The sequence below is a fragment of the Desulfotruncus arcticus DSM 17038 genome, from assembly GCF_900113335.1.
In the GTDB taxonomy this organism is placed as follows: domain Bacteria; phylum Bacillota; class Desulfotomaculia; order Desulfotomaculales; family Desulfallaceae; genus Desulfotruncus; species Desulfotruncus arcticus.
Genome location: NZ_FOOX01000019.1, coordinates 23,081 through 41,434 on the forward strand (window position 1 = coordinate 23,081; position 18,354 = coordinate 41,434).

The 18,354-nt window shown below is 44.9% G+C and carries 23 protein-coding genes; 18 read left to right on the forward strand and 5 right to left on the reverse strand.

The features are described 5' to 3' along the window. Positions 1-343: 343 nt before the first annotated feature. Positions 344-1,192, forward strand: coding sequence for an amidohydrolase family protein (locus BM056_RS20400; protein ID WP_092473935.1), 849 nt, complete (start codon positions 344-346; stop codon positions 1,190-1,192). A 32-nt stretch (positions 1,193-1,224) separates the two neighbouring features. Next, on the forward strand, positions 1,225-1,557 hold the full coding sequence (locus BM056_RS20405) for a hypothetical protein (RefSeq protein WP_174549985.1): 333 nt from the start codon (positions 1,225-1,227) through the stop codon (positions 1,555-1,557). A gap of 54 nt (positions 1,558-1,611) precedes the next feature. On the opposite strand, the gene BM056_RS26360 is transcribed toward BM056_RS20405, so the two are convergent. Next, positions 1,612-1,770 carry a hypothetical protein gene (locus BM056_RS26360; RefSeq protein ID WP_165613634.1) on the reverse strand — a complete coding sequence of 53 codons (159 nt, stop codon included), beginning with the start codon at positions 1,768-1,770 and terminating at the stop codon, positions 1,612-1,614. A gap of 351 nt (positions 1,771-2,121) precedes the next feature. Here BM056_RS26360 and BM056_RS27360 point away from each other — a divergent pair, with 351 nt between their 5' ends. From BM056_RS27360 to BM056_RS20445, 10 genes are all read left to right on the forward strand, one after another. Continuing rightward, complete coding sequence (locus BM056_RS27360; RefSeq protein ID WP_274377570.1) at positions 2,122-2,247, forward strand: hypothetical protein; 126 nt, start codon at positions 2,122-2,124, stop codon at positions 2,245-2,247. 97 nt (positions 2,248-2,344) lie between these two features. Further along, positions 2,345-2,611 (forward strand): TM1266 family iron-only hydrogenase system putative regulator, encoded by a 267-nt coding sequence (locus tag BM056_RS20410; RefSeq protein ID WP_092473937.1) that lies wholly within the window; start codon positions 2,345-2,347, stop codon positions 2,609-2,611. Between the two features lie 47 nt (positions 2,612-2,658). Next, positions 2,659-2,781: a hypothetical protein gene (locus BM056_RS27365; RefSeq protein ID WP_274377571.1), complete on the forward strand. Its 123-nt coding sequence runs from the start codon at positions 2,659-2,661 to the stop codon at positions 2,779-2,781. 23 nt (positions 2,782-2,804) lie between these two features. After that, entirely contained in the window at positions 2,805-3,743 is a 939-nt protein-coding gene (locus BM056_RS20415; RefSeq protein WP_092473939.1) for an ADP-ribosylglycohydrolase family protein, read from the forward strand. Between the two features lie 139 nt (positions 3,744-3,882). Beyond that, the gene (locus BM056_RS20420; protein WP_092473941.1) at positions 3,883-4,467 is read left to right on the forward strand and encodes a nucleotide triphosphate diphosphatase NUDT15; all 585 of its coding nucleotides are present in this window, start codon (positions 3,883-3,885) and stop codon (positions 4,465-4,467) included. A gap of 261 nt (positions 4,468-4,728) precedes the next feature. Beyond that, positions 4,729-5,319, forward strand: coding sequence for an anthranilate synthase component II (locus tag BM056_RS20425; RefSeq protein ID WP_092473943.1), 591 nt, complete (start codon positions 4,729-4,731; stop codon positions 5,317-5,319). Then, positions 5,309-6,742, forward strand: a complete 1,434-nt coding sequence (gene pabB, locus BM056_RS20430; protein ID WP_092473945.1) for an aminodeoxychorismate synthase, component I — start codon at positions 5,309-5,311, stop codon at positions 6,740-6,742. Before BM056_RS20425 ends, pabB begins: the two co-directional genes overlap by 11 nt. A gap of 18 nt (positions 6,743-6,760) precedes the next feature. Next, positions 6,761-7,588 carry an aminotransferase class IV gene (locus BM056_RS20435; RefSeq protein WP_092473947.1) on the forward strand — a complete coding sequence of 276 codons (828 nt, stop codon included), beginning with the start codon at positions 6,761-6,763 and terminating at the stop codon, positions 7,586-7,588. 119 nt (positions 7,589-7,707) lie between these two features. Beyond that, positions 7,708-7,935, forward strand: coding sequence for a hypothetical protein (locus tag BM056_RS26365; RefSeq protein ID WP_165613635.1), 228 nt, complete (start codon positions 7,708-7,710; stop codon positions 7,933-7,935). Between the two features lie 373 nt (positions 7,936-8,308). Then, entirely contained in the window at positions 8,309-9,352 is a 1,044-nt protein-coding gene (locus BM056_RS20445) for a GNAT family N-acetyltransferase (RefSeq protein WP_092473950.1), read from the forward strand. 315 nt (positions 9,353-9,667) lie between these two features. On the opposite strand, the gene BM056_RS20450 is transcribed toward BM056_RS20445, so the two are convergent. After that, a complete protein-coding gene (locus BM056_RS20450; RefSeq protein ID WP_092473952.1) occupies positions 9,668-9,859 on the reverse strand; it encodes a hypothetical protein in 192 nt (63 codons plus the stop codon). Positions 9,860-10,030: 171 nt separating this feature from the next. Between BM056_RS20450 and BM056_RS20455 the strand changes: the two genes are divergently transcribed. Further along, positions 10,031-10,756 (forward strand): metallophosphoesterase, encoded by a 726-nt coding sequence (locus tag BM056_RS20455; RefSeq protein WP_092473954.1) that lies wholly within the window; start codon positions 10,031-10,033, stop codon positions 10,754-10,756. Here the strand turns inward: BM056_RS20455 and BM056_RS20460 are convergent. Then, positions 10,745-11,593, reverse strand: a complete 849-nt coding sequence (locus BM056_RS20460) for a hypothetical protein (RefSeq protein ID WP_092473956.1) — start codon at positions 11,591-11,593, stop codon at positions 10,745-10,747. The genes BM056_RS20455 and BM056_RS20460 overlap by 12 nt on opposite strands. Positions 11,594-11,726: 133 nt before the next feature. On the opposite strand from BM056_RS20460, the gene BM056_RS20465 reads away from it, so the two are divergent. Then, the gene (locus BM056_RS20465; RefSeq protein ID WP_092473958.1) at positions 11,727-12,059 is read left to right on the forward strand and encodes a hypothetical protein; all 333 of its coding nucleotides are present in this window, start codon (positions 11,727-11,729) and stop codon (positions 12,057-12,059) included. Positions 12,060-12,221: 162 nt separating this feature from the next. Further along, positions 12,222-12,380: a hypothetical protein gene (locus tag BM056_RS26370; protein WP_165613636.1), complete on the forward strand. Its 159-nt coding sequence runs from the start codon at positions 12,222-12,224 to the stop codon at positions 12,378-12,380. On the opposite strand, the gene BM056_RS20470 is transcribed toward BM056_RS26370, so the two are convergent. Continuing rightward, complete coding sequence (locus tag BM056_RS20470; RefSeq protein WP_092473960.1) at positions 12,377-13,567, reverse strand: pyridoxal phosphate-dependent aminotransferase; 1,191 nt, start codon at positions 13,565-13,567, stop codon at positions 12,377-12,379. The two genes, BM056_RS26370 and BM056_RS20470, sit on opposite strands and share 4 nt — an antisense overlap. A 333-nt stretch (positions 13,568-13,900) precedes the next feature. On the opposite strand from BM056_RS20470, the gene BM056_RS20475 reads away from it, so the two are divergent. After that, complete coding sequence (locus BM056_RS20475) at positions 13,901-15,049, forward strand: S-layer homology domain-containing protein (RefSeq protein WP_092473962.1); 1,149 nt, start codon at positions 13,901-13,903, stop codon at positions 15,047-15,049. 90 nt (positions 15,050-15,139) lie between these two features. Here BM056_RS20475 and BM056_RS20480 read toward each other — a convergent pair whose 3' ends face one another. Further along, positions 15,140-16,531: a metallophosphoesterase family protein gene (locus BM056_RS20480; protein WP_165613637.1), complete on the reverse strand. Its 1,392-nt coding sequence runs from the start codon at positions 16,529-16,531 to the stop codon at positions 15,140-15,142. Positions 16,532-16,667: 136 nt separating this feature from the next. On the opposite strand from BM056_RS20480, the gene BM056_RS20485 reads away from it, so the two are divergent. Next, positions 16,668-17,882 carry a DegT/DnrJ/EryC1/StrS family aminotransferase gene (locus tag BM056_RS20485; RefSeq protein WP_092473966.1) on the forward strand — a complete coding sequence of 405 codons (1,215 nt, stop codon included), beginning with the start codon at positions 16,668-16,670 and terminating at the stop codon, positions 17,880-17,882. Between the two features lie 92 nt (positions 17,883-17,974). Next, the gene (locus tag BM056_RS20490; protein ID WP_092473968.1) at positions 17,975-18,352 is read left to right on the forward strand and encodes an ATP-binding protein; all 378 of its coding nucleotides are present in this window, start codon (positions 17,975-17,977) and stop codon (positions 18,350-18,352) included. Positions 18,353-18,354: the final 2 nt, after the last annotated feature.

Genomic DNA, 18,354 nt, shown 5'->3' on the forward strand with positions numbered 1-18,354 from the left:
AATTCGACTTGCGAGGAGGAAGTTAAGCTCTTCAGGGCCGATGGTACTTGGGTTTGTCCCTGCGTGTGCCCCGAGGGGTAGGAGAGTAGGTCGCTGCCGGACTTAATTTTAAAGAGCTCTTGGAGTTAATCCAAGGGCTCTTTTGCTCATATTTCTTATTATCCCAGACAACCGGCTACAGACGACCGGCGGCAGAAGAAATTGCCATGCCGCTTTGCTCCTGGCAATGATAGATAAGCATAGGTACCTGTGCCCGAAGGACTGCCCTAAGAAAAAATCCCAGGATTTTATTGATTTGCGTAGAATTTAATGTAGTGGAGCGAGCCGGAAGGGAGACCTGTAGTTGTCGAAGCCAAAATATTTTATAGATAGTCATGCGCACTTAATGACTCCTTATAGAGTAAAAGGAGGCATCAAATGGATCAGAAGGGCAGTAAAGGAGTATGAACAGTTGGACCTGACAACACCTGCCGGTGAATTGCTGCAGCATATGAAAACTGCAGGCGCGGACTACATAATTAATTATTTTTACCCGCTGCAGCCGGGAGAAAGCCGGGAGATCAACCGCTGGCAGAGAGAGTTTGCAGATAGGCATCCCGAAGTGATTCCATTTGCATCTTTACATCCCGGGGATGAAGATAAAGAGGAGATTATCCGGGATTCTTTAGAAAACTTGAAATTAACGGGATTTAAATTTCATCCTTATGTACAGCAATTTAAAATTCTTGATCCCGGGATGCTGCCTGTTTATCAGGTTTTACAGGAAACGGGGTGTCCTGTTAACATTCATACGGGGTTTTCAAAATTTTACGGCAGGGAATCTTTGAAAGATGAGTTTTTATCCTTACTTTCCAGGTTCCCGCGGTTAAAAATTATCGCTTCGCACATGCTATTTGGTGACATGCACTTGTCCGAGTGGGACGGGATTCTGGAACAGTACCCAAACCTTTTTTTGGATGCAACCAATACGCTTTCTTTTTGCCGGCCCGGTTCTAAACTAACCGAGCAAATGCAAAAACTAATAGGTAATTACAGTAAGCGTATAGTTTTTGGCAGTGATTATCCCATGGGCATGGCTTATCCGGTTAAAATTTTGTATGATTTGTTAGAGCAAGTTTGCCCGGACAGTGATTCTTTTGAAGACCTTGCCTGGCGCACTGCCGCCGATCTGGTGAAACTGGATTTGGCATAAAATATAAAAAAATTGATTAGGAGGGGATTAAAATGAATGATATGGCTAAAAACAATGACTCCCAATATTTGTTGGCTGCTTTAATAGAAATATACAGGGGGAACCGGGTATACCTTCCGGAATTTGATCCGAAAATGGAGAAAAATCTATTACGGGATGTTTTCTCAGCTGCCATTAGCTTTGCTCAATATGACGAGAGTCGAAAGACCTTAAGCGATGAAATTTTCAATTGCATCAATGGTGATGCTTCAGTTAAAAAACAAGCCGAGTTGGCACCAATACAAACACCGGATGTTCTTAACGCAAAGATGGTTGCTGCTGCACATATTATGAAACTTGATTTAAATAATGTTAAATTCTCTTAAAAGGAAAAGGAAAGTATATGACCCGGTCACGCCGGGTTAATCCCAAAATTGCTTTCAGCCTAATTTATTTAAGTATTTTAGCTGCTCTATTTGCAGTTGCGCTAAACGGCGTTTGAGGATTCGTTTTTCCCTGGAGTCAGAGGTTGCTTCCAATTGCTGCTTTAGCTTGTAGATTTCTTCTTTGTTTTTTTCTATTATGGCTTCAATATTCATCAGAGTCACCTCAAACAAGGACTTCAACAAAAAAAGCGGATTTCCCTGTTTTAATAAACTTAAAAATTTTTAATGCTCCTCGCTGAAAACGAGGAGTTTATCTCGTTAACCGCCGCTAAGACTCCCGCCTCTACAGGCGGGAGTCTTAGCGGCGATAAACTCGAAATAAGTGCGACTAAGGTTCAGGTGGGGTCAAAACCCCACCTGAACCAAGTCTTCTTTATTATTTGTGATGTTTAAATTAACAAAAATGTAACATAATTTTTATAGTGTGTTAACCAAAAAGAATATATTTATTGTAAAATAATTTTATAATGTTTATTAAATTATTTTTATTAAGGAGGTGTCGTTATGGCATCTAATAATAGAGCAGTAAGCCTGTGTGATAAATGCAGTAAATGTATTTACCGTTGGGCTAACGGTTGCCCGGGTTTAATTAAATTTAACGCGGCTAAATGCAAAACCATGCTGTTATAAACAAGCCCCTACTAAACGGAGTAGGGGTTTGTTTTTTGTATAACCATTAAAATTTTAGGCATAATATCTTAATACTACATTACTTTGGGGGAATATTATGTCCAAAGATATTTGCATTGTCGGAATTCTGGTAGAGAACAGAGCCTGCCACGCCCCGGATGTCCAGCAGGTACTAACCAAGTACGGTTCGCAGATATTAAGCCGCTCGGGAATTCCGGACCCAACCAAAGAAAGGGGAATCATTACCCTCACAGTACAGGCCACGGAAAATGAAACAGAATCGATGGTAAACGATCTGAGCCATTTAAACGGGGTAACCGCTAAATCTTTTTGCCTGGTAGAAGCAATGCAGCACCCGGCCTGAAGTGAACAGGGCCGGGTTTTTTGCTTCGCAACGATACTGAAGCAGATATGGCTAGAAGTAAAGATAAAAGCATTAAAACGTACGCGCTAATGGAACTGATTAAGGGCGTGTTTTTTTATTTAGCAGGGCAATTTAAGATAAATGTAGAATTGATTATTGATTTGGAATAACAAATTTATAGGTGGATGATTAAATGAATGACTATATACAAGGTTCTTTTTGGGGAGCCGCTGTGGGTGACGCACTTGGTGGAGCACTGGAGAATATGAGCGGTGAAGAAATATACAACCGCTACGGTACGGTTACCGAAATTCTCGGTGGGGGCTGGCTGGATCTTCACCCCGGTGAATATACTGATGATACCCAAATGATAATTATGGTTGCCGAAGGTATCCTGGCTAACCCGGTTTATCCCATTGAGGAAATAGGTAGAAGGTTTTTACGCTGGTATTATTCTAATCCCAGGGATATCGGTACTACTACGAAACGCTCCTTCGAAAACTATCTTCGTTGCGGCAGTTGGCAGGAAGCGGCGCGCATGACCGCCAAATCACTGAACAAATTAGACAGCAATGGTGCTTTGATGCGCACTTTGCCGGTTACCTTTGCGTATTGGAACACCCCTCGCGATATGGCGTACTGGTCTGTGGATATTGCTTCTATGACCCATCAAAGCCGGGAAAGCTCAGCATCGTGCATATTTTATAATTATCTGGTGGGAAAGGCTGTCTGTGAAAAAGGTAATAAAAGGGAATTATTCACAAATGCACTCCGGTTTACGGACGAACAGTGTGCGCGGTTGGATATTAATCCGAAGGGTTTTTTCTGGTATGTTGTTAAAGCAGTGCAATCAGGCGCCGCCAAAATTATACCGGAAGGTAAAGCTCTTGATACCCTGGGGGCGACACTGCAATGCTTTCTGCAAACAGATACTTTTGAAGAAGCGCTGGTAAGAGTGATTAACCTCGGTGGCGATACAGATACCGCAGGTAACGTTATGGGTGGTTTAGCCGGTGCATATTATGGTTATGAGGCAATTCCCGAACGCTGGCTGAGTACATTACGGGGAAAGGAAAGAATTGTCGGGGTGGCTGACGCTTTTTCGGCCAAGTTTACCCGTAATTTTGTTTGATCTCGTTAACCGCCGCTAAGACTCCCGCCTCTACAGGCGGGAGTCTTAGCGGCGATAAACTCGAAATAAGTGCGACTAAGGTTCAGGTGGGGGCAAAACCCCACCTGAACCAAGTCTTCTTTATGGGGGATGGTTGGCAGTGTCAGGCAAAACTAGGCAAAGGTTTTTTTATTGTCCCAAATGCGGTGGAAAGCTTGATTACCGTTATTACCAGGGAATACCGCGTTTAACCTGTGTCTCATGCACCTATGTTTTGTTTGAAAACCCGGTGGTTGGAGTGGCTGCCATTGTATTAAACGATAAAAACCAGATCTTACTGGGCCGCAGAAAGGAAGGCCAGTACCAGGGACTATGGTGCATTCCCTGCGGTTACGTGGAATATGAAGAAGATGTGTATGATGCTGTTACCAGGGAATTCAAGGAAGAGACTGGTTTGGACATCGATTTGATTCGTGTTTTTACAGTGCAGTCAAACTTTCACAACCCGGAAAACCACACAGTTGGCATTTGGTTTTTGGCCAGGGTCAGGGAAGGCAGCCCTGTGGCCGGCGACGACCTGGACGCGGTTGGCTATTTTGACCTGCACAAGGTTCCGCAGTTGGCGTTCCCTACCGATCATATAGTAATTAATTATCTTCGAAAAGAAATAATGCGCAGTCAAAAGGCCAATAGCCTTTATGATAGTAAAGTAAATTGGTTGACAAAACCGGATAGGTTATATTAACATATTTTTGACAATTGCAAGCTGAGCGGAGATATGATTAGTTAAGATAGCTGAGATGGTGTTGAAGAGACGACTCGGAGACCGATGGGGTGAGAACCAGCCTTTTTGTGCTGGTTTTTTTTATCTTCGCACAGCCTGTAAAACCCCGCCCTCTTAGGTCGGGGATTAACAGGCTGTAAGCTCGAAATAAGTGCGACTAAGGTTCAGATGGGGTCGAAACCCCACCTGAACCAAGTCTTCTTTATGGGGGGGATAATAAAAATGGTTCTATTAATCGATAATTACGATTCATTTGTTTATAACCTTTATCAATACATTTCGGAATTGGGCAGGGAAGTTAAAGTTTATCGCAACGACAAGATTTCCATACCGGAAATAGAAGCGCTTAAGCCGGAATGCATTGTGCTTTCTCCCGGGCCGTGCACTCCTGACGAAGCTGGGATATCCCTGGAATTGGTGAGGCAACTGGCGGGGAAGTTTGCCATACTGGGAGTATGCCTGGGCCACCAGACTATCGGACAGGCTTTAGGAGGTAAGGTTATCAGAGCTGCCAGGCTGATGCATGGCAAGACGTCCTTGGTATACCATGACCGAAGCGGCGTTTATAATGGATTACCAAGCCCAATGCCGGTAGCCCGTTACCATTCACTGATATTAGAGGAAGCAAGCTTGCCTGATTGCCTCATGGTTACTGCCAGTACCGGTCGTGGTGAAATTATGGGTGTAAGGCACCGGTACCTGCCTATAGAGGGCTGGCAATTTCATCCTGAGTCAATATTAACGGTTTATGGCAAAAAGATATTGGCTAACTTCTTTATTAATTTGAAAGGGGACATACGGTGTGCCGGTTAAATTGCCTATCTATAAAAAACTTAAGTACCAGTTGGATTCCCTTGATATATTTGAACGTTTAAGTCAATTACCATTTCCGTTTTTACTGGATACAGGCATGATTGTCAACGGTCTGGGCCGGCATTCATTTATCGGCGTTGATCCGTTTTTAGTAATGAGCAGTAAGGGGCAAAACATTACCATAACCCGGGGTGATCAAGTTGCAAATTTTACCGGTTCTCCCCTGCAGAAACTTAAACACCTGTTCAAGACATACACCGTGCCGCGTGAAAATGGATTGTTCCCTTTTAATGGCGGGGCAGTGGGTTATTTTGGTTATGATTTGGGCCGGCTGTTTGAAAGGTTGCCCGAACAGGCAGCTGATGATTTAGCAATGCCTGATCTGTTTCTTGGTTTTTATGATACAGTTGTAGCGGTTGATGTAATCACCGGTTTCATTACGGTGATATCCACGGGCCTGCCCGAACAGGGTTCTGAAGCCGAATTCAGGGCGGCCCGCCGGTTGGAGGAAATTGAGCAAGCCTTAACGGAACCAAAAAGTAAAGCAGACTTTATTGGAACAAAAACAGAAAAAAATAGAGAAAACCAGCTTGTTTCCAACTTCTCTCCCGGTGAATACCGTAATATGGTGCGGCGGGCAGTAGAGTACATTGCGGCCGGTGATATTTTTCAGGTTAACCTGTCTCAGCGTTTTTGTACCGGTCAAACTGTTGATGCCTGGGAATTATATCGGAGATTGAGGAAAATTAACCCGGCTCCCATGGCGGCATTTTTGTCCTGCGGCGAATTTGAGATAATATCAGCATCACCCGAACGTTATTTAAAGGTTGACGGCAACAGGGTGGAAACACGGCCAATAAAAGGGACCAGGCCTCGTGGCCATACTCCGGGGGAAGATAGCAGGTTACGCCGGGAATTATTACAAAGTGAAAAGGATCGGGCGGAACTAATGATGATAGTGGATTTGGAGCGCAACGATTTGGGCAGGGTTTGTGAAATCGGCACCGTTAAGGTGCCGGAACTATACCGTTTGGAGGAGTATGCCACGGTTTTTCACCTGGTTTCAACTGTTGAAGGGCGTCTGGCCCCCGGTTATGACGTAACAGATCTGCTGGCCGCATCATTTCCCGGGGGATCCATTACGGGAGCACCAAAGATTAGGGCCATGGAGATTATTGAGGAGATGGAACCGGTTCGCCGGGGTGTATATACCGGCTCCATTGGTTACCTTGGCTTTGACGGGCGCGCTGACTTGAATATAGTCATCAGGACGATTCTGGCTGCGCGAGGTAAACTGTTTTTCCAGGTCGGGGGCGGCATCACGGCTGACTCCGACCCTCACAAAGAATACGTAGAAACCCTGGATAAGGCCAGGGCTTTAGTGAGGGCGTTGGGCCTGGAAGATAGCTGTAATGGATTTTAGTAGTAAAAGGAGCGGAAAATGAGTATATATTATGTTATTGACGGCAAACCGGCAGCGGAAGCAAGTTTAACAATTGATGCCGTTGATGCCGGGTTATTATACGGCTTCAGTTTATTTGAAACGATTTTGGTAAAGGGAGGCAGGCCTGATTTTTTACAGCTGCACCTGCAGCGAATGTCCGGTTCCGCTGCTGAACTGGGATTATTCATACCTGAGGGTATAGATAGCCTTGCTGTGATGTGCGAGGAAGCAGTAAGTAAATCAGGTATTAGCGAAGGGGTTTTGCGACTTGCGGTAACAGCAGGCTCCAGTGATGATAAACCAGGCAGGACAATCCTGGCTATCCGGGCAGGTGTGCCCTATCACGCGGGACAATATGAAAAGGGATTTTTTATTATGACGGCGGATTACCCCCGTAATGAAAAATCACCGCTGGTTAGACATAAAACAGCAAATTACCTGGAGAATCTTATAGCACGTAAAAAGGCCGGAGCCAGGGGATTTGACGAGTGCCTGTTTTTAAATACACAGGGTAATGCAGCCGAATGTTCAGCCAGCAATGTTTTTGTTGTAATTGAAAACAAGTTAATAACTCCACCCGTTGAGGCGGGTTTGCTGCCCGGCATCGTCCGTGGATTGGTTATTGATAAATTAGCCGGTCCGGCCTGTCGCTGTATTGAGGCTGATTTCAATTATGCCGACCTGCTGCAGGCTGAAGAATGCTTCATTACCAACTCGTTAATGGGTATTATGCCTGTGGTTTCGATTGACCGGCACCGGGTAGGCGATGGCAGGACCGGTAAATTAACCGGAACCCTCATGCAAAAATATCATTCATGTCTATAGTTTGAACTCAAAATACCCGGGTGTAATATACCCGGGTATTTTGATCAGACACCGAATTATTTCTTTTTAGCTTTCTTCTTAGCGTAAAATCCCCAGGGTCCCATCCAAGGGCCTGGTCCGTGGCCGTAGCCTGGTCCATAACCTGGTTCCATACCCGGGCCTGGTCCATAACCGGGACCGTAACCGGGGCCGTAACCGGGACAGTAACCGGGGCCATAACCAGGGCAATGACCAGGACCGTAATCGGGGCCATAGCCAACGCCAGGGTGGCAAGGGTCAGTCGGCCCACATCCTGTGCCAGGTCCCATGCCGGGCATTTGGTTTGGTTTGCCGGCTTCTTTGGCTAACATTCTCCAGTTTTTAATAGGTTTACCTTTAACAGGTTTGCCTTTAGTTGGCTTACCCTTGGGCGCTTTGCCTGGTTTTTTGGGTTTGCCGGGGGCTTTTTCCTTTGCTGGAGGTCCAGCAGGCGGATAAAATCCATATCCCATTAAAATATCCCTCCTCTTTACTACCAATATATAACAAGGAATATTAAGATGTTACAGATTAACAATAAAGGTAAAAAATTTTGTAAAGTATTTAATGTTAACTTTTTTTAGTTTGTTGAATAACATGGAAAGTAAGCAAGCCTGGATATTAACTGCTGGGGAATTATTTTTGCCAGGTATAAAGGATAATGGAACTGACCGCAAGGTTAGTCAAAAATGGGGGTAAGGTATGAAACCCGAAATTAAAAAAGTGGCAAGCTTGGCCGAAAAACGGGCTTTTTTAAGTGTTCCCTCACTTGTCTATGGTAAGGAATCGGTACCGTCTGCTGTTAACAGCTTTAATACAGCAATGCGATTTGATCCTATGTCTAATCCAACTTTGCAGCATTTAAAATACGCCAATTTTGTGGCCATTTTTGATGGTAGGCCTGTTGGGAGGATAAGCGCAACCATAGATACTTTAAATCCGCGCAACTGGGAAGGATTTTGGGGGTGCTTCGAGTGTATAGATAGTGTTGATGCTGCCCGGGCTCTTATCGACGCGGCTGCAGGTTGGCTAAAAGAGCAAGGCCAAACAGAAATGATTGGTCCTGCTACATTAAACTCAAATCAGCAAGTTGGCATAATGATTAAAGGTTTTGAACATGAGACGCGTGAGGAAATACCTTATAACCCGCCGTATTATCAAAAAATTATAGAAGCTGCGGGGGTAGAACAAATACACGAACTGGATTCCTTTAAGTGGGAGCTTCCGGAGGTGCTCCCTGAAAAACTAACCAGGAAAATTGATTTGCCGGGATTAGTGATTAGACCTATAAACTATGCCCGGTTTATTAGAGAAGCCAAGATTGTGCAAGAAATTAACAATCGTGCCATGTCTGATATATTTGGCTACATCCCCATGACTTTACAGGAAGCACAAGGCTTTTTGATGGGCATGTCAACTCATGTCCCGCCGGGCTGTTTCCTGATAGCTGAAGTCAAAGGCAAACCGGCCGCCATGTTAATTTCCATACCTTACGTGAGGCCAAAGCAGGGCAAGGATGGGTATATAAGGCTGGCTATAGGTGGCGTTGTTCCTGAGTTCAGGCTAAAGGGAATACCCAAAGCAATTTTAAGTGAATTATATAAAAGCTGCCGCAAACTTGGCTATACCAGGGGTGAGGCATCACAGGTGGCCTCCAGCAATCAAGATGTGAAAACCAAAGTTATCAGGCCATTGATGGGCGGAACTGTCATCAAAACACATCGAGTATATAAAAAGACATTGTAACTAATCAGGAGACAGAAGTCAGGAGTCAGAATAATGCCAGAAACCTTCCGGATAGCGGGAGGTTTTTTTGTGCCTGATGAATTTAACAAGTATTTATTATTTATATTTAGGTACTTAGAATTCAGCAGTCAGAATTCTTAATACCTTGAGGCGATAAACCATTCTCTCATTCTGACTCCTGAATTCTGACTCCTGTCTCCTAAGTAGTGTATAAACCAATATCCGGGCAGGGCAGGAATAAATATCCTGTCGGTCGAAACAATAAATAAGACTTGGTTCGGGCGGGGTTTTACAGGCTGTGCGAAGATAAACAAGTTAGGTGTTGATGTATTTAAGTCGAATGCACTTTCCCTTTGAGCCCTTAAACAAGTCCCGAAACAACTGGTCCAATTCGCTATGTTTTAATTTGATCAGACCTTCCGGGTTAACCAGTGTTTCGTTAACAAAGATACGAATATAAACATATTCCTTGGTTTGCACTACCGTGATTAGTTTATACTCGTTCAAATCAGTCACCACCTTACAGGTGAGTTATCTCATTAACCGCCGCTAAGACTCCCGCCTCTACAGCGGGAGTTAAGCGGCGATAAACTCGAAATAAGTGCGACTAAGGTTCAGGTAGGATCAAAACCCCACCTGAACCAAGTCTTCTTTATAGTTTATTCAGGAGGGTATATATTGAATATATTTGCCATAGGTGATTTACACCTGTCATTTAAACATGAGGTAAACGTATTAAACTGGGAAAATTATGAGGAATACAAACCGATGGAAGATATAGAGCCTAGCTGGCATCTGCACGCTAAAATAATTTATGAAAACTGGACGCGAAATGTTTCCGATCAAGATGTGGTATTGGTGCCGGGCGACATATCCTGGGCAATGCGCCTGGAGGAAGCTCAAGCCGATTTGAGTTACATGGGGTTGCTGCCGGGAAGAATAATCTGCGTCCAGGGTAACCATGATTACTGGTGGCAGAGTATTTCCCGGATTAGGTCGGCAGTACCACCCAATATGTCCATGATCCAAAACGATCATGTGGAAATTAAAAACGGGGTTAATATTTGCGGAACCCGGGGATGGCTTTGTCCCGGCGGTTCTTTTTTTAAAGAGGAGGACGAAAAAATATACCGCCGGGAATTGCTTAGAATGGAAAATTCACTGCAAAGTGCGGGTTCCGGCCGGAAAATTGCGATGATGCATTATATGCCTACCAATGAGAAACATGACTATTCAGGTTTCATTGAGTTGTTTCAAAAATATGAAGTAGATACCGTGATCTATGGCCATCTTCATGCCCGGGCTTGCAGGTATCGACTGCCCGACCGGGCCTGGGGCGTTAACTTTTACCTTGCCAGCGCCGATTATCTTAATTTTGGTCCGGCATTAATCCTAACCGTTTAATTCTTCTTTGTTAACATAGTTAAAACATTCAATGTGTCCACAAATTACCTTTTTACCGTTGCCTGCGTGTACTGCTCTGGTGCCCGGCAGTAATTCCAGCCCGCATACACTGCAGGGTGCAGCTTTTCTGAGCGGCAGCACTACTCCCGAAACCACGCTGCCCATCCATAAAAAGTGGGCTTCCTCCAGCTTATTCTTATGCGGTTTGTACGGTGAACATTCGGGATGGTAATAGCGGTTTTTTTTCTTGCCGTTTTCACGGCATCTATATTGTACAATGGGACTGAAAGCGGAAATCTTTTTCTGACATTTTGCACATTTACGGGTGTGACTGGAATTCCCCTTCAATATGTAACGGAATTGCTCCGGCTTGCGCCGAACAGTCATATCCTTAAAGAAACGCTTTCGGGTGGGATCCTCCTTAATCCATGATTCAACCGTTCGATAAAAATCCCTGTAATTTCGCTCTTCCAGTTTAATACCTGCAGGAAAGCCGGCTAATAAAAGCTGTTTTTGAAATGCGCTTTCCGCTACATCGTGGGCCAGACCGTCCATTTTAGTCGTTTCCCAGTTATAGCCGTTTTCGGTGAGCCATTTATGCAGCCCGTAAAAAATGTTTCCGGAGCAAACATAAAAGTAATCATTATGGGACGCTTCAGCTTCTATCATCATTTCCACCACTATCAGGCGGGCCATTTCCTCAAAGGTTATGTCATTGTTCCAGGTCAAGGGCATTAAGCGTTGATAAATTAAACACGGATCTTCGCTAACAAGCACCAGAACTTCAGAAAAAGCTCTACAGCCACCCCCGGCGTCTTCAATATACCAGGATCTCATTATTACCTCCGGAAAATTAACAGGAAAAAAAGTTTACATCATGCATTTATAGGTTCTAGTTACCTTGTTGATGTTGTGATATATTATATCATAGTTAAGCTATCATGTCTTTTATTCTGAGGGGAGGATGCCAATGTCCAGGTTCATTTGCGACGTTTGCGGAGAGGAAATCTTTGTCCATGAAGGAATACTTACCTGGACCAGGGACAATGAGACTTTATCCAACTTTACGCTTTCGCACAAGAATAGCCCTGAAAACAGGTGTCAGCCGGAAGCAAACAACCGATTCAAGGACCTGTATACATTAACTATGATAACCGGGTACCTTGATTTTATTAAGTACCTCATAGAACGGTGGGAAAACGGTTTTACTTTAAAGGATGCTGATTCACTGGAAAGGGTGCTGCAACAGCTGAATATGCACATGAATGAAAAAGTCATTATGTTAACTGAAGAGGAAGATTAATATCAACCAGCCAGCAAAACCCCGGCATTAAACCGGGGTTTATTTTTTAAGCGGTCGGGGGTGTAAGCCTGACCTCAAAGTGACGCGCGCTTTTTTATTGTGGTATGGATTGTTAAAACTGAAGGAACAATAAGATATCATCATCAAGGAGGGATATGAATAATGAAAGATAATAAAAAGACTTATAAACATGAGCTGGTGCAAGAGGAATCACCGCAAGGGCTGTGGGACAAAGACAAAGAGGGTGAGGCCCTGCGGGAAAATCCTTATAAGACCCCACCCAATAATTTGACGACCAAGAAGAAAAAGTATGGTTTTTAAGCTTCAAGGGTATAATCAGCAGCCAGCTGCTCGAATGCCGGCAGTGAATTGCGGATAATTTGCATGTTCATACAGTAAGAAAGTCTGAAGTAACCGCGTTTTCCGAAACCGCTGCCGGGTACCAGCAGCAGGTTGTATTTTTGAGCAGTGCGGACAAATTCCACATCATCTTCAATGGGGCAGCGGGGGAACAGGTAAAATGCGCCCATGGGTTTTACAACATCAAAGCCAAGCCCTGTAAGATGATTGTATAAAAGGTCTCTTTTGGCACGATATTCATTTACATCAACCCGTTCCCTCTGCAGGGGAGTCACCAGTCGTTGGATTAATGCCGGAGCGTTGACAAACCCCAGGGTTCGGTTGCAAAACACAAAGCCTTCAAAAAGAAGTGGGGCATCTTGAATATCCGGATTAATGGCGATGTAGCCGATTCGTTCGCCCGGCAGGGCCAGGTCCTTGCTGTGAGAAGTTACAATGATTGAATTTTTGATATAATTGAAAACGCTGGGCACGGTAATCCCGTCGTAAACAATTTTAGCGTAAGGCTCGTCGGAAATCAGGTAGATGGGAGCCCCCAGCTCTTTTTCTTTTTTATCCAACAATCTGCCTATGGCAGCCAGGGTTTCAGCAGAATAGACAACACCGGTCGGGTTGTTGGGTGAGTTGATCAGCACAACTCTGGTTTGCGGCCCGATAGCGTTATCCAGGGCAGCCAGATCAGGCTGAAAGTCATTCCCGCTGGCAACTTCTTTTATTTTACCTCCGTGATTGTCTGCGTAAAACCGGTATTCGACAAAATACGGGGTTGGAACAACCACTTCTTCCCCGGGATTAAGCAGCGTTTTCAACACAACGTTCAATCCGCCGCCGGCGCCGCAAGTCATAATGATATGCTCGGGGGTAACGGCTTTGCCGGTTTCTTCAGCAAGAACACCGGCAATTGCCTGTCTCGTTTCAACGTATCCCGCGTTGCTCATGTACCTGTGCATTCCCGGGACCGGTTTACCGGCGATTTCAAGTAATTCACGGTGAAACGATTCAGGTGGCTCAACGTCCGGGTTACCCAGAGTAAAATCGTAAACCTTATCTGCACCATAAATTTTGCGTAGTTTCTCACCCTCCTCGAACATGCGGCGAATCCAGGAGGAAGAGGATAAAAAACCTTCTATTTTTTGTGCGATGGGCAATCAAATCACTCTCCTTATAAAATTTGGAGAAGGTATACAAATGTTATTCAAATGCTATTATAGTAACCTTCCCTTTGGTATTATAAATTTGAAGATTATTGTTACTATTAGGTATTCAGAATTCAGAGCACCTCGGGATAATAAACCGTTCTCTCATTCTAACTCCTGAATTCTGACTCCTGTTAGTTATATATTGTTTCTGGTTTTATCGATAAATACCTGCAATCTGGACATGTATTTCATGATATAGTACAATCAATCGACTAAAAAATTGAAACAAAATTTGGTTCTCATACGTCAATTTAATTAAATGTATTTAGGGAGGTGACGTTATTGAAAAAGAGGGCGCTATCTTTTTTAATGACTTTATTGCTTGCAGTTACATATCAATTTTCCACTCTTTGTTTACCTGCATTAGCGAACACATCCGATCAGGCAGATCATAAAAATGTCTTTTCCGATCTGGGTACTGGACACTGGGCTTATAAGCCTGTCAGCAACTTAGCCGGTCATGGGATTTTCAGCGGTTACCCGGATGGGACCTTTAAACCCGATCAAGCGGTTACAAGACCCGAATTTGCCGTTATGCTGGCAGCTGTTGCCGGCTTAAAACCACAAAAACTACAAGGTGTATACCCGGATGTGCCGGCGGGCGCATGGTTTGGCCCTGCCGCGGAAGCGGTTCAACAGTATTTCCCCGGCATAACGCAAACCAATGGTCAGGTTTTGTTCAGGCCGAACGATAATGCCAGCAGGCAGGATGTTGTAACTGCGCTGGTTAAGGCTGTAAAAGCGGATTATCACCAGGCCGATCCCCGGCTCTTGCAGGAAAATTTCAGAGATTACGACAAAATTAACGATGATAGCAGACTGCCAATAGCTTGGGCACTGCAAAACAATCTGGTCAGGGGGTATCCCGGCGGAGATTTCGGGCCAAATGGTGGTATCACCAGGGCGGAGGTAGCAACCCTTATATTCAGGGCGTATTTTATTGACACTTCCATTAATGGTTTGATTAACGGCAACCAGATTATGCCATTTACAGACAGTTCCCCCTCATACCGGGAACTTGAAGCAAATCTAAATGATAAATACGGACAGATAATATCCTCGGATTACCATGTCAGATATTTCGTACGGGAGCAGCAGACCTATGCCGGTGAAGGGCCGGAACTGATGTATCTTTTTGGTGCTATTGACAACTTAAAATATTTAAATTGGGTGGCTGGTTTAAATGACGACATATTAAAGCAGGCCGTTGAGCAAAGCAAGCAGGTAGCCCTTGAAGCCGCTGCCGCATACCCCGGGAAGGACATACTGGTTATGCTCGGACACACCAGAATTTTTTACTTTGACGTGCGTGACGTATACGGTGAAAAGTATCTCCATCCGGTAAGTGATGGATGGCAGCTGAATAGGTTTTACAGCGGTGCAATAGCAAAAAATGGAACAATAAATCAAACATGGATGGACAAGCTTTAATTCAGGAGTCAGAATGCCTTAACATGGTTCTATTATTCTGACTCCTGGCTCTTATGTAGTTATAGATGCTGAATAGTTGAGACGTATTATTTATTGCTGCTGTTCACTGGTGCTGTCTTGATTAAATACTTCGCGTTCCAGGGTAAATCCTTGTTCCAGATTACCAACGGAGATGGAATCCACAGAAATTGTTACCGGCCTTCCGTTTTCTGTTTGCTTTAGCCGCAACAGTGCCACCGAGTAAGGAACTTTAAAGGCCTGAAGGCCTCTTAAACCGGCTGCACCGGTGCTTCCGGCATCGACCATGATGCTGCCCTGAACTTGTTCTACCGCTAGCTGGTGGTTGTGCCCGAATAGTATCAGGGGCGCCTTTCCGGCAAGGGAATAAGCCATCCTGTTATTATGCAGCAATAATATATCGACTCCGCCGGGCACCTGCTCCAGTTTCGCTTCAATTTGTCTGGAAAAGCGGGGGATGGCGCTGAGGTCCGGTGGAATGACAGAGGTGCTTGACGAAGCCGGGTCAGGGGCGCCATAAAATAAAATGCCGTTGATTCTGATTAGCCCGTTAATAACTCTGACCTGGGGCAGTGATGCCATTTTTTCCACAATAGTTGGTGAATCATGATTGCCTGCAATAAATAGATAAGGAACTTTAACCCGGGTTAGACGGTCCAGCAGCACTGCTTCCAGGGGGGTGCCGAAGTCACTGATGTCGCCGGTATCAATGATCATATCAACCTTAAATAATTCAGCTATCCTTAGCGCGAAATCAATCCCGGCCGGGTTATTATGCAAATCCGAGATATGTAGTATTTGAAAGTCAAACTCATGCCCGTCAGGGGGCTGAAGACTTTCAACTCGCGCATAAAGTGTGTTAAGATTTGAGGCGATATGTTTCATTTGCTCGCTAAGGGTTTCCAATTTCCCAACGGTCTCCTGGGCCAAATTTACCATCCAGGGTGCCATCCGCAATACACCCTGGTATTGTGGATTTCGGAAAGCTTCTGTATTATACGAATAATAGGTTCCGGTCATCAGGGAGGCCGCCAGCAGCAGTCCGGCCAGACATCCGGCGGCGTATTTTTTTGGGGTTCCCGGGCGGAAGATATATACACCAAAGGCGCCGCCTATTACCGCCAGAAAAAACAGTTTTAAAACAAACAAAACAGCCGCCTTTTTTAGGGCGGTTTTGCCGCGCTGTATCAGCTCATTTCGTTCCGGAAGCTCACCCAGCAAATTCTTTAAAGCTTCGGGATCGATATTATCCAGGCGTATATTTATCAGTACCGGGGTAGCATGGGTTTTAGCGCGAACAGTGCCTAGCGGAGGGATTGCCACTTCGGTGTAACCTCCTCCATAGGCTTGGACGGCTACCCTGAATTGCAGCGCGTCAATATTTAATTTAAAGCTGCCGAAAATACTCATGAAAAGAAGGGAGCCGGCTAAAGCGAAAGCGATAAATAAATATTTTTTGATCATAATATAATGCTCCCGATGATTATAACTAAAATAATTATGCTTATATAGTATTAGCATTACCTTAAACATAAAAATATTTGCCTTTGTTAGAATATATTAAAGTTTTGGGGGGGAACGGCTGAAAAAAGCCAATATAATGAAAAATAAGCCAGCAGTAGCAGGAGGACGGCCGGTAAGGGAAAAAGTGCTGCCCATGGCCAAATCAGTATTAAACGATAATGACATAAACGCAGTAACGGAAGTCCTGCGTGGTGGAAAACTTGGCAGCGGTGAAGCGGTTTCCCTGTTTGAGCAGGCAATGACTGCATATACCGGCGCCAGGTACGCTGTGGCGGTTTCTTCCGGTGCAGCCGGGCTGCACATTGCCCTGATGTCCGCCGCCGTGGGGCATATGGAAGAGGTAATTACATCACCCCTTACTCACCCGTCAACTTCAAACTGTATTCTTTACCAGGGGGGGATACATACCTTCGCTGATATAGATCCCGCTACCTTTAATATAGATCCCGAGATGGTTGCAATGAAGATTAGTGACCGCACCAAAGCGCTGATACCTGTGCATTACGCCGGTAATCCGTGCCAACTGGACGCACTGCAGGAACTGGCCCGGGCGAAGGATCTTGTTATCATAGAAGATGCCGCCCATGCTTTGGGTGGTGAATATGAAGGCCAAAAGATCGGTTCTATTAGTGACCTTACTGTTTTTAGTTTTAGCTCACCGCAGAATTGTTATACCGGGGAAGGTGGGATGGTGACAACTGATTCGGAAGAACTTTACCAATGGCTGACCATGTTCCGGGAAAACGGGATGATTTATGATTCCCAAAGGCAAGTTAAGCCGGAAGGTCCCTGGACTGTGGAAATGCAGGACCGGGGCTATAATTACCGTATGACCGGGATGCAGGCGGCGCTGGGTGTTTCTCAACTAAGCAGAGCTGATGGATTTATTGGCAGGCGCGCCAATATTGCGGGCAGGTACAACCGGGCGTTTTCCGGTCATCCTGCCATATTCCTGCCGGAACAAAACAGCCGCGGACGTTCGACCTGGCATTATTACGTTATGGCTTTGCGCACGGAATATTTAAAGGTATCACGAAGGGAAATATTCGACGCTTTGCAAACTGAAAATATTGAGGTGGGTGTGCACTACTTGCCTGTGTTTCTGCATCCATATTATTTATGGATCGGCCACCCTGACATTTGCACGCTGGACACCAGTCTGTGCCCCAAGGCCGAAGACCTTTATCACAAACTTTTAACCTTGCCGCTTTACCCGGCAATGACCGACAATGACGCAGAAGACGTAATTGAAGCCGTACTGAAAGTGCTTAATTATTTCCTGCGAGCGTGATTAAAATCACACTTATGCTGCGAGATGGCTAACTTTAAATTCCTCCAATATTACATATAATTAAAGTGCAAAATATTTGTGAGGTGATTCAGATGGCCAGAAGACAAATAGTAAAAATAGACGAAGAAAAATGTAACGGCTGTGGGGTTTGCGTAAGCCCCTGTGTGGAAGGAGCTATTACTATTGAAAACGGCAAGGCCAAGGTGAAAAATGAAGCTTTATGCGATGGCGCGGGCTTTTGCATTGGGACCTGTCCACAGGGTGCACTGAGTGTTGAAACCAGAGAAGCGCCTGATTTTGACGAAAGTGCAGTTGAGGAGCAGGTAAAACAAAACCCGGGGAGCTATCTTCCCCAGGTATGTTTTAATTGCGGTCGTAACGAAGACCAGGTGCCGGTTTTGCCCTGCCGTAGGGAAGGTAAAAGCATCTGGGTGTGTACCAAGTGTCTGCCGGCTCTTATTCATGGATAATA

What these genes read in the sequence shown, in the direction of transcription:
- BM056_RS26360 (WP_165613634.1), bottom strand. Translation starts at nt 1,770, where the DNA reads ATGAATATTGAAGCCATAATAGAAAAAAACAAAGAAGAAATCTACAAG.
- BM056_RS27365 (WP_274377571.1), top strand. Translation starts at nt 2,659, where the DNA reads ATGGCTAGAAGTAAAGATAAAAGCATTAAAACGTACGCGCTAATGGAA.
- BM056_RS27360 (WP_274377570.1), top strand. Translation starts at nt 2,122, where the DNA reads ATGGCATCTAATAATAGAGCAGTAAGCCTGTGTGATAAATGCAGTAAA.
- BM056_RS20405 (WP_174549985.1), top strand. Translation starts at nt 1,225, where the DNA reads ATGAATGATATGGCTAAAAACAATGACTCCCAATATTTGTTGGCTGCT.
- BM056_RS20490 (WP_092473968.1), top strand. Translation starts at nt 17,975, where the DNA reads ATGGCCAGAAGACAAATAGTAAAAATAGACGAAGAAAAATGTAACGGC.
- BM056_RS20445 (WP_092473950.1), top strand. Translation starts at nt 8,309, where the DNA reads ATGAAACCCGAAATTAAAAAAGTGGCAAGCTTGGCCGAAAAACGGGCT.
- BM056_RS20460 (WP_092473956.1), bottom strand. Translation starts at nt 11,593, where the DNA reads ATGAGATCCTGGTATATTGAAGACGCCGGGGGTGGCTGTAGAGCTTTT.
- BM056_RS20465 (WP_092473958.1), top strand. Translation starts at nt 11,727, where the DNA reads ATGTCCAGGTTCATTTGCGACGTTTGCGGAGAGGAAATCTTTGTCCAT.
- BM056_RS20410 (WP_092473937.1), top strand. Translation starts at nt 2,345, where the DNA reads ATGTCCAAAGATATTTGCATTGTCGGAATTCTGGTAGAGAACAGAGCC.
- BM056_RS20425 (WP_092473943.1), top strand. Translation starts at nt 4,729, where the DNA reads ATGGTTCTATTAATCGATAATTACGATTCATTTGTTTATAACCTTTAT.
- BM056_RS20480 (WP_165613637.1), bottom strand. Translation starts at nt 16,531, where the DNA reads ATGATCAAAAAATATTTATTTATCGCTTTCGCTTTAGCCGGCTCCCTT.
- BM056_RS26370 (WP_165613636.1), top strand. Translation starts at nt 12,222, where the DNA reads ATGAAAGATAATAAAAAGACTTATAAACATGAGCTGGTGCAAGAGGAA.
- BM056_RS20435 (WP_092473947.1), top strand. Translation starts at nt 6,761, where the DNA reads ATGAGTATATATTATGTTATTGACGGCAAACCGGCAGCGGAAGCAAGT.
- BM056_RS20415 (WP_092473939.1), top strand. Translation starts at nt 2,805, where the DNA reads ATGAATGACTATATACAAGGTTCTTTTTGGGGAGCCGCTGTGGGTGAC.
- BM056_RS20485 (WP_092473966.1), top strand. Translation starts at nt 16,668, where the DNA reads ATGAAAAATAAGCCAGCAGTAGCAGGAGGACGGCCGGTAAGGGAAAAA.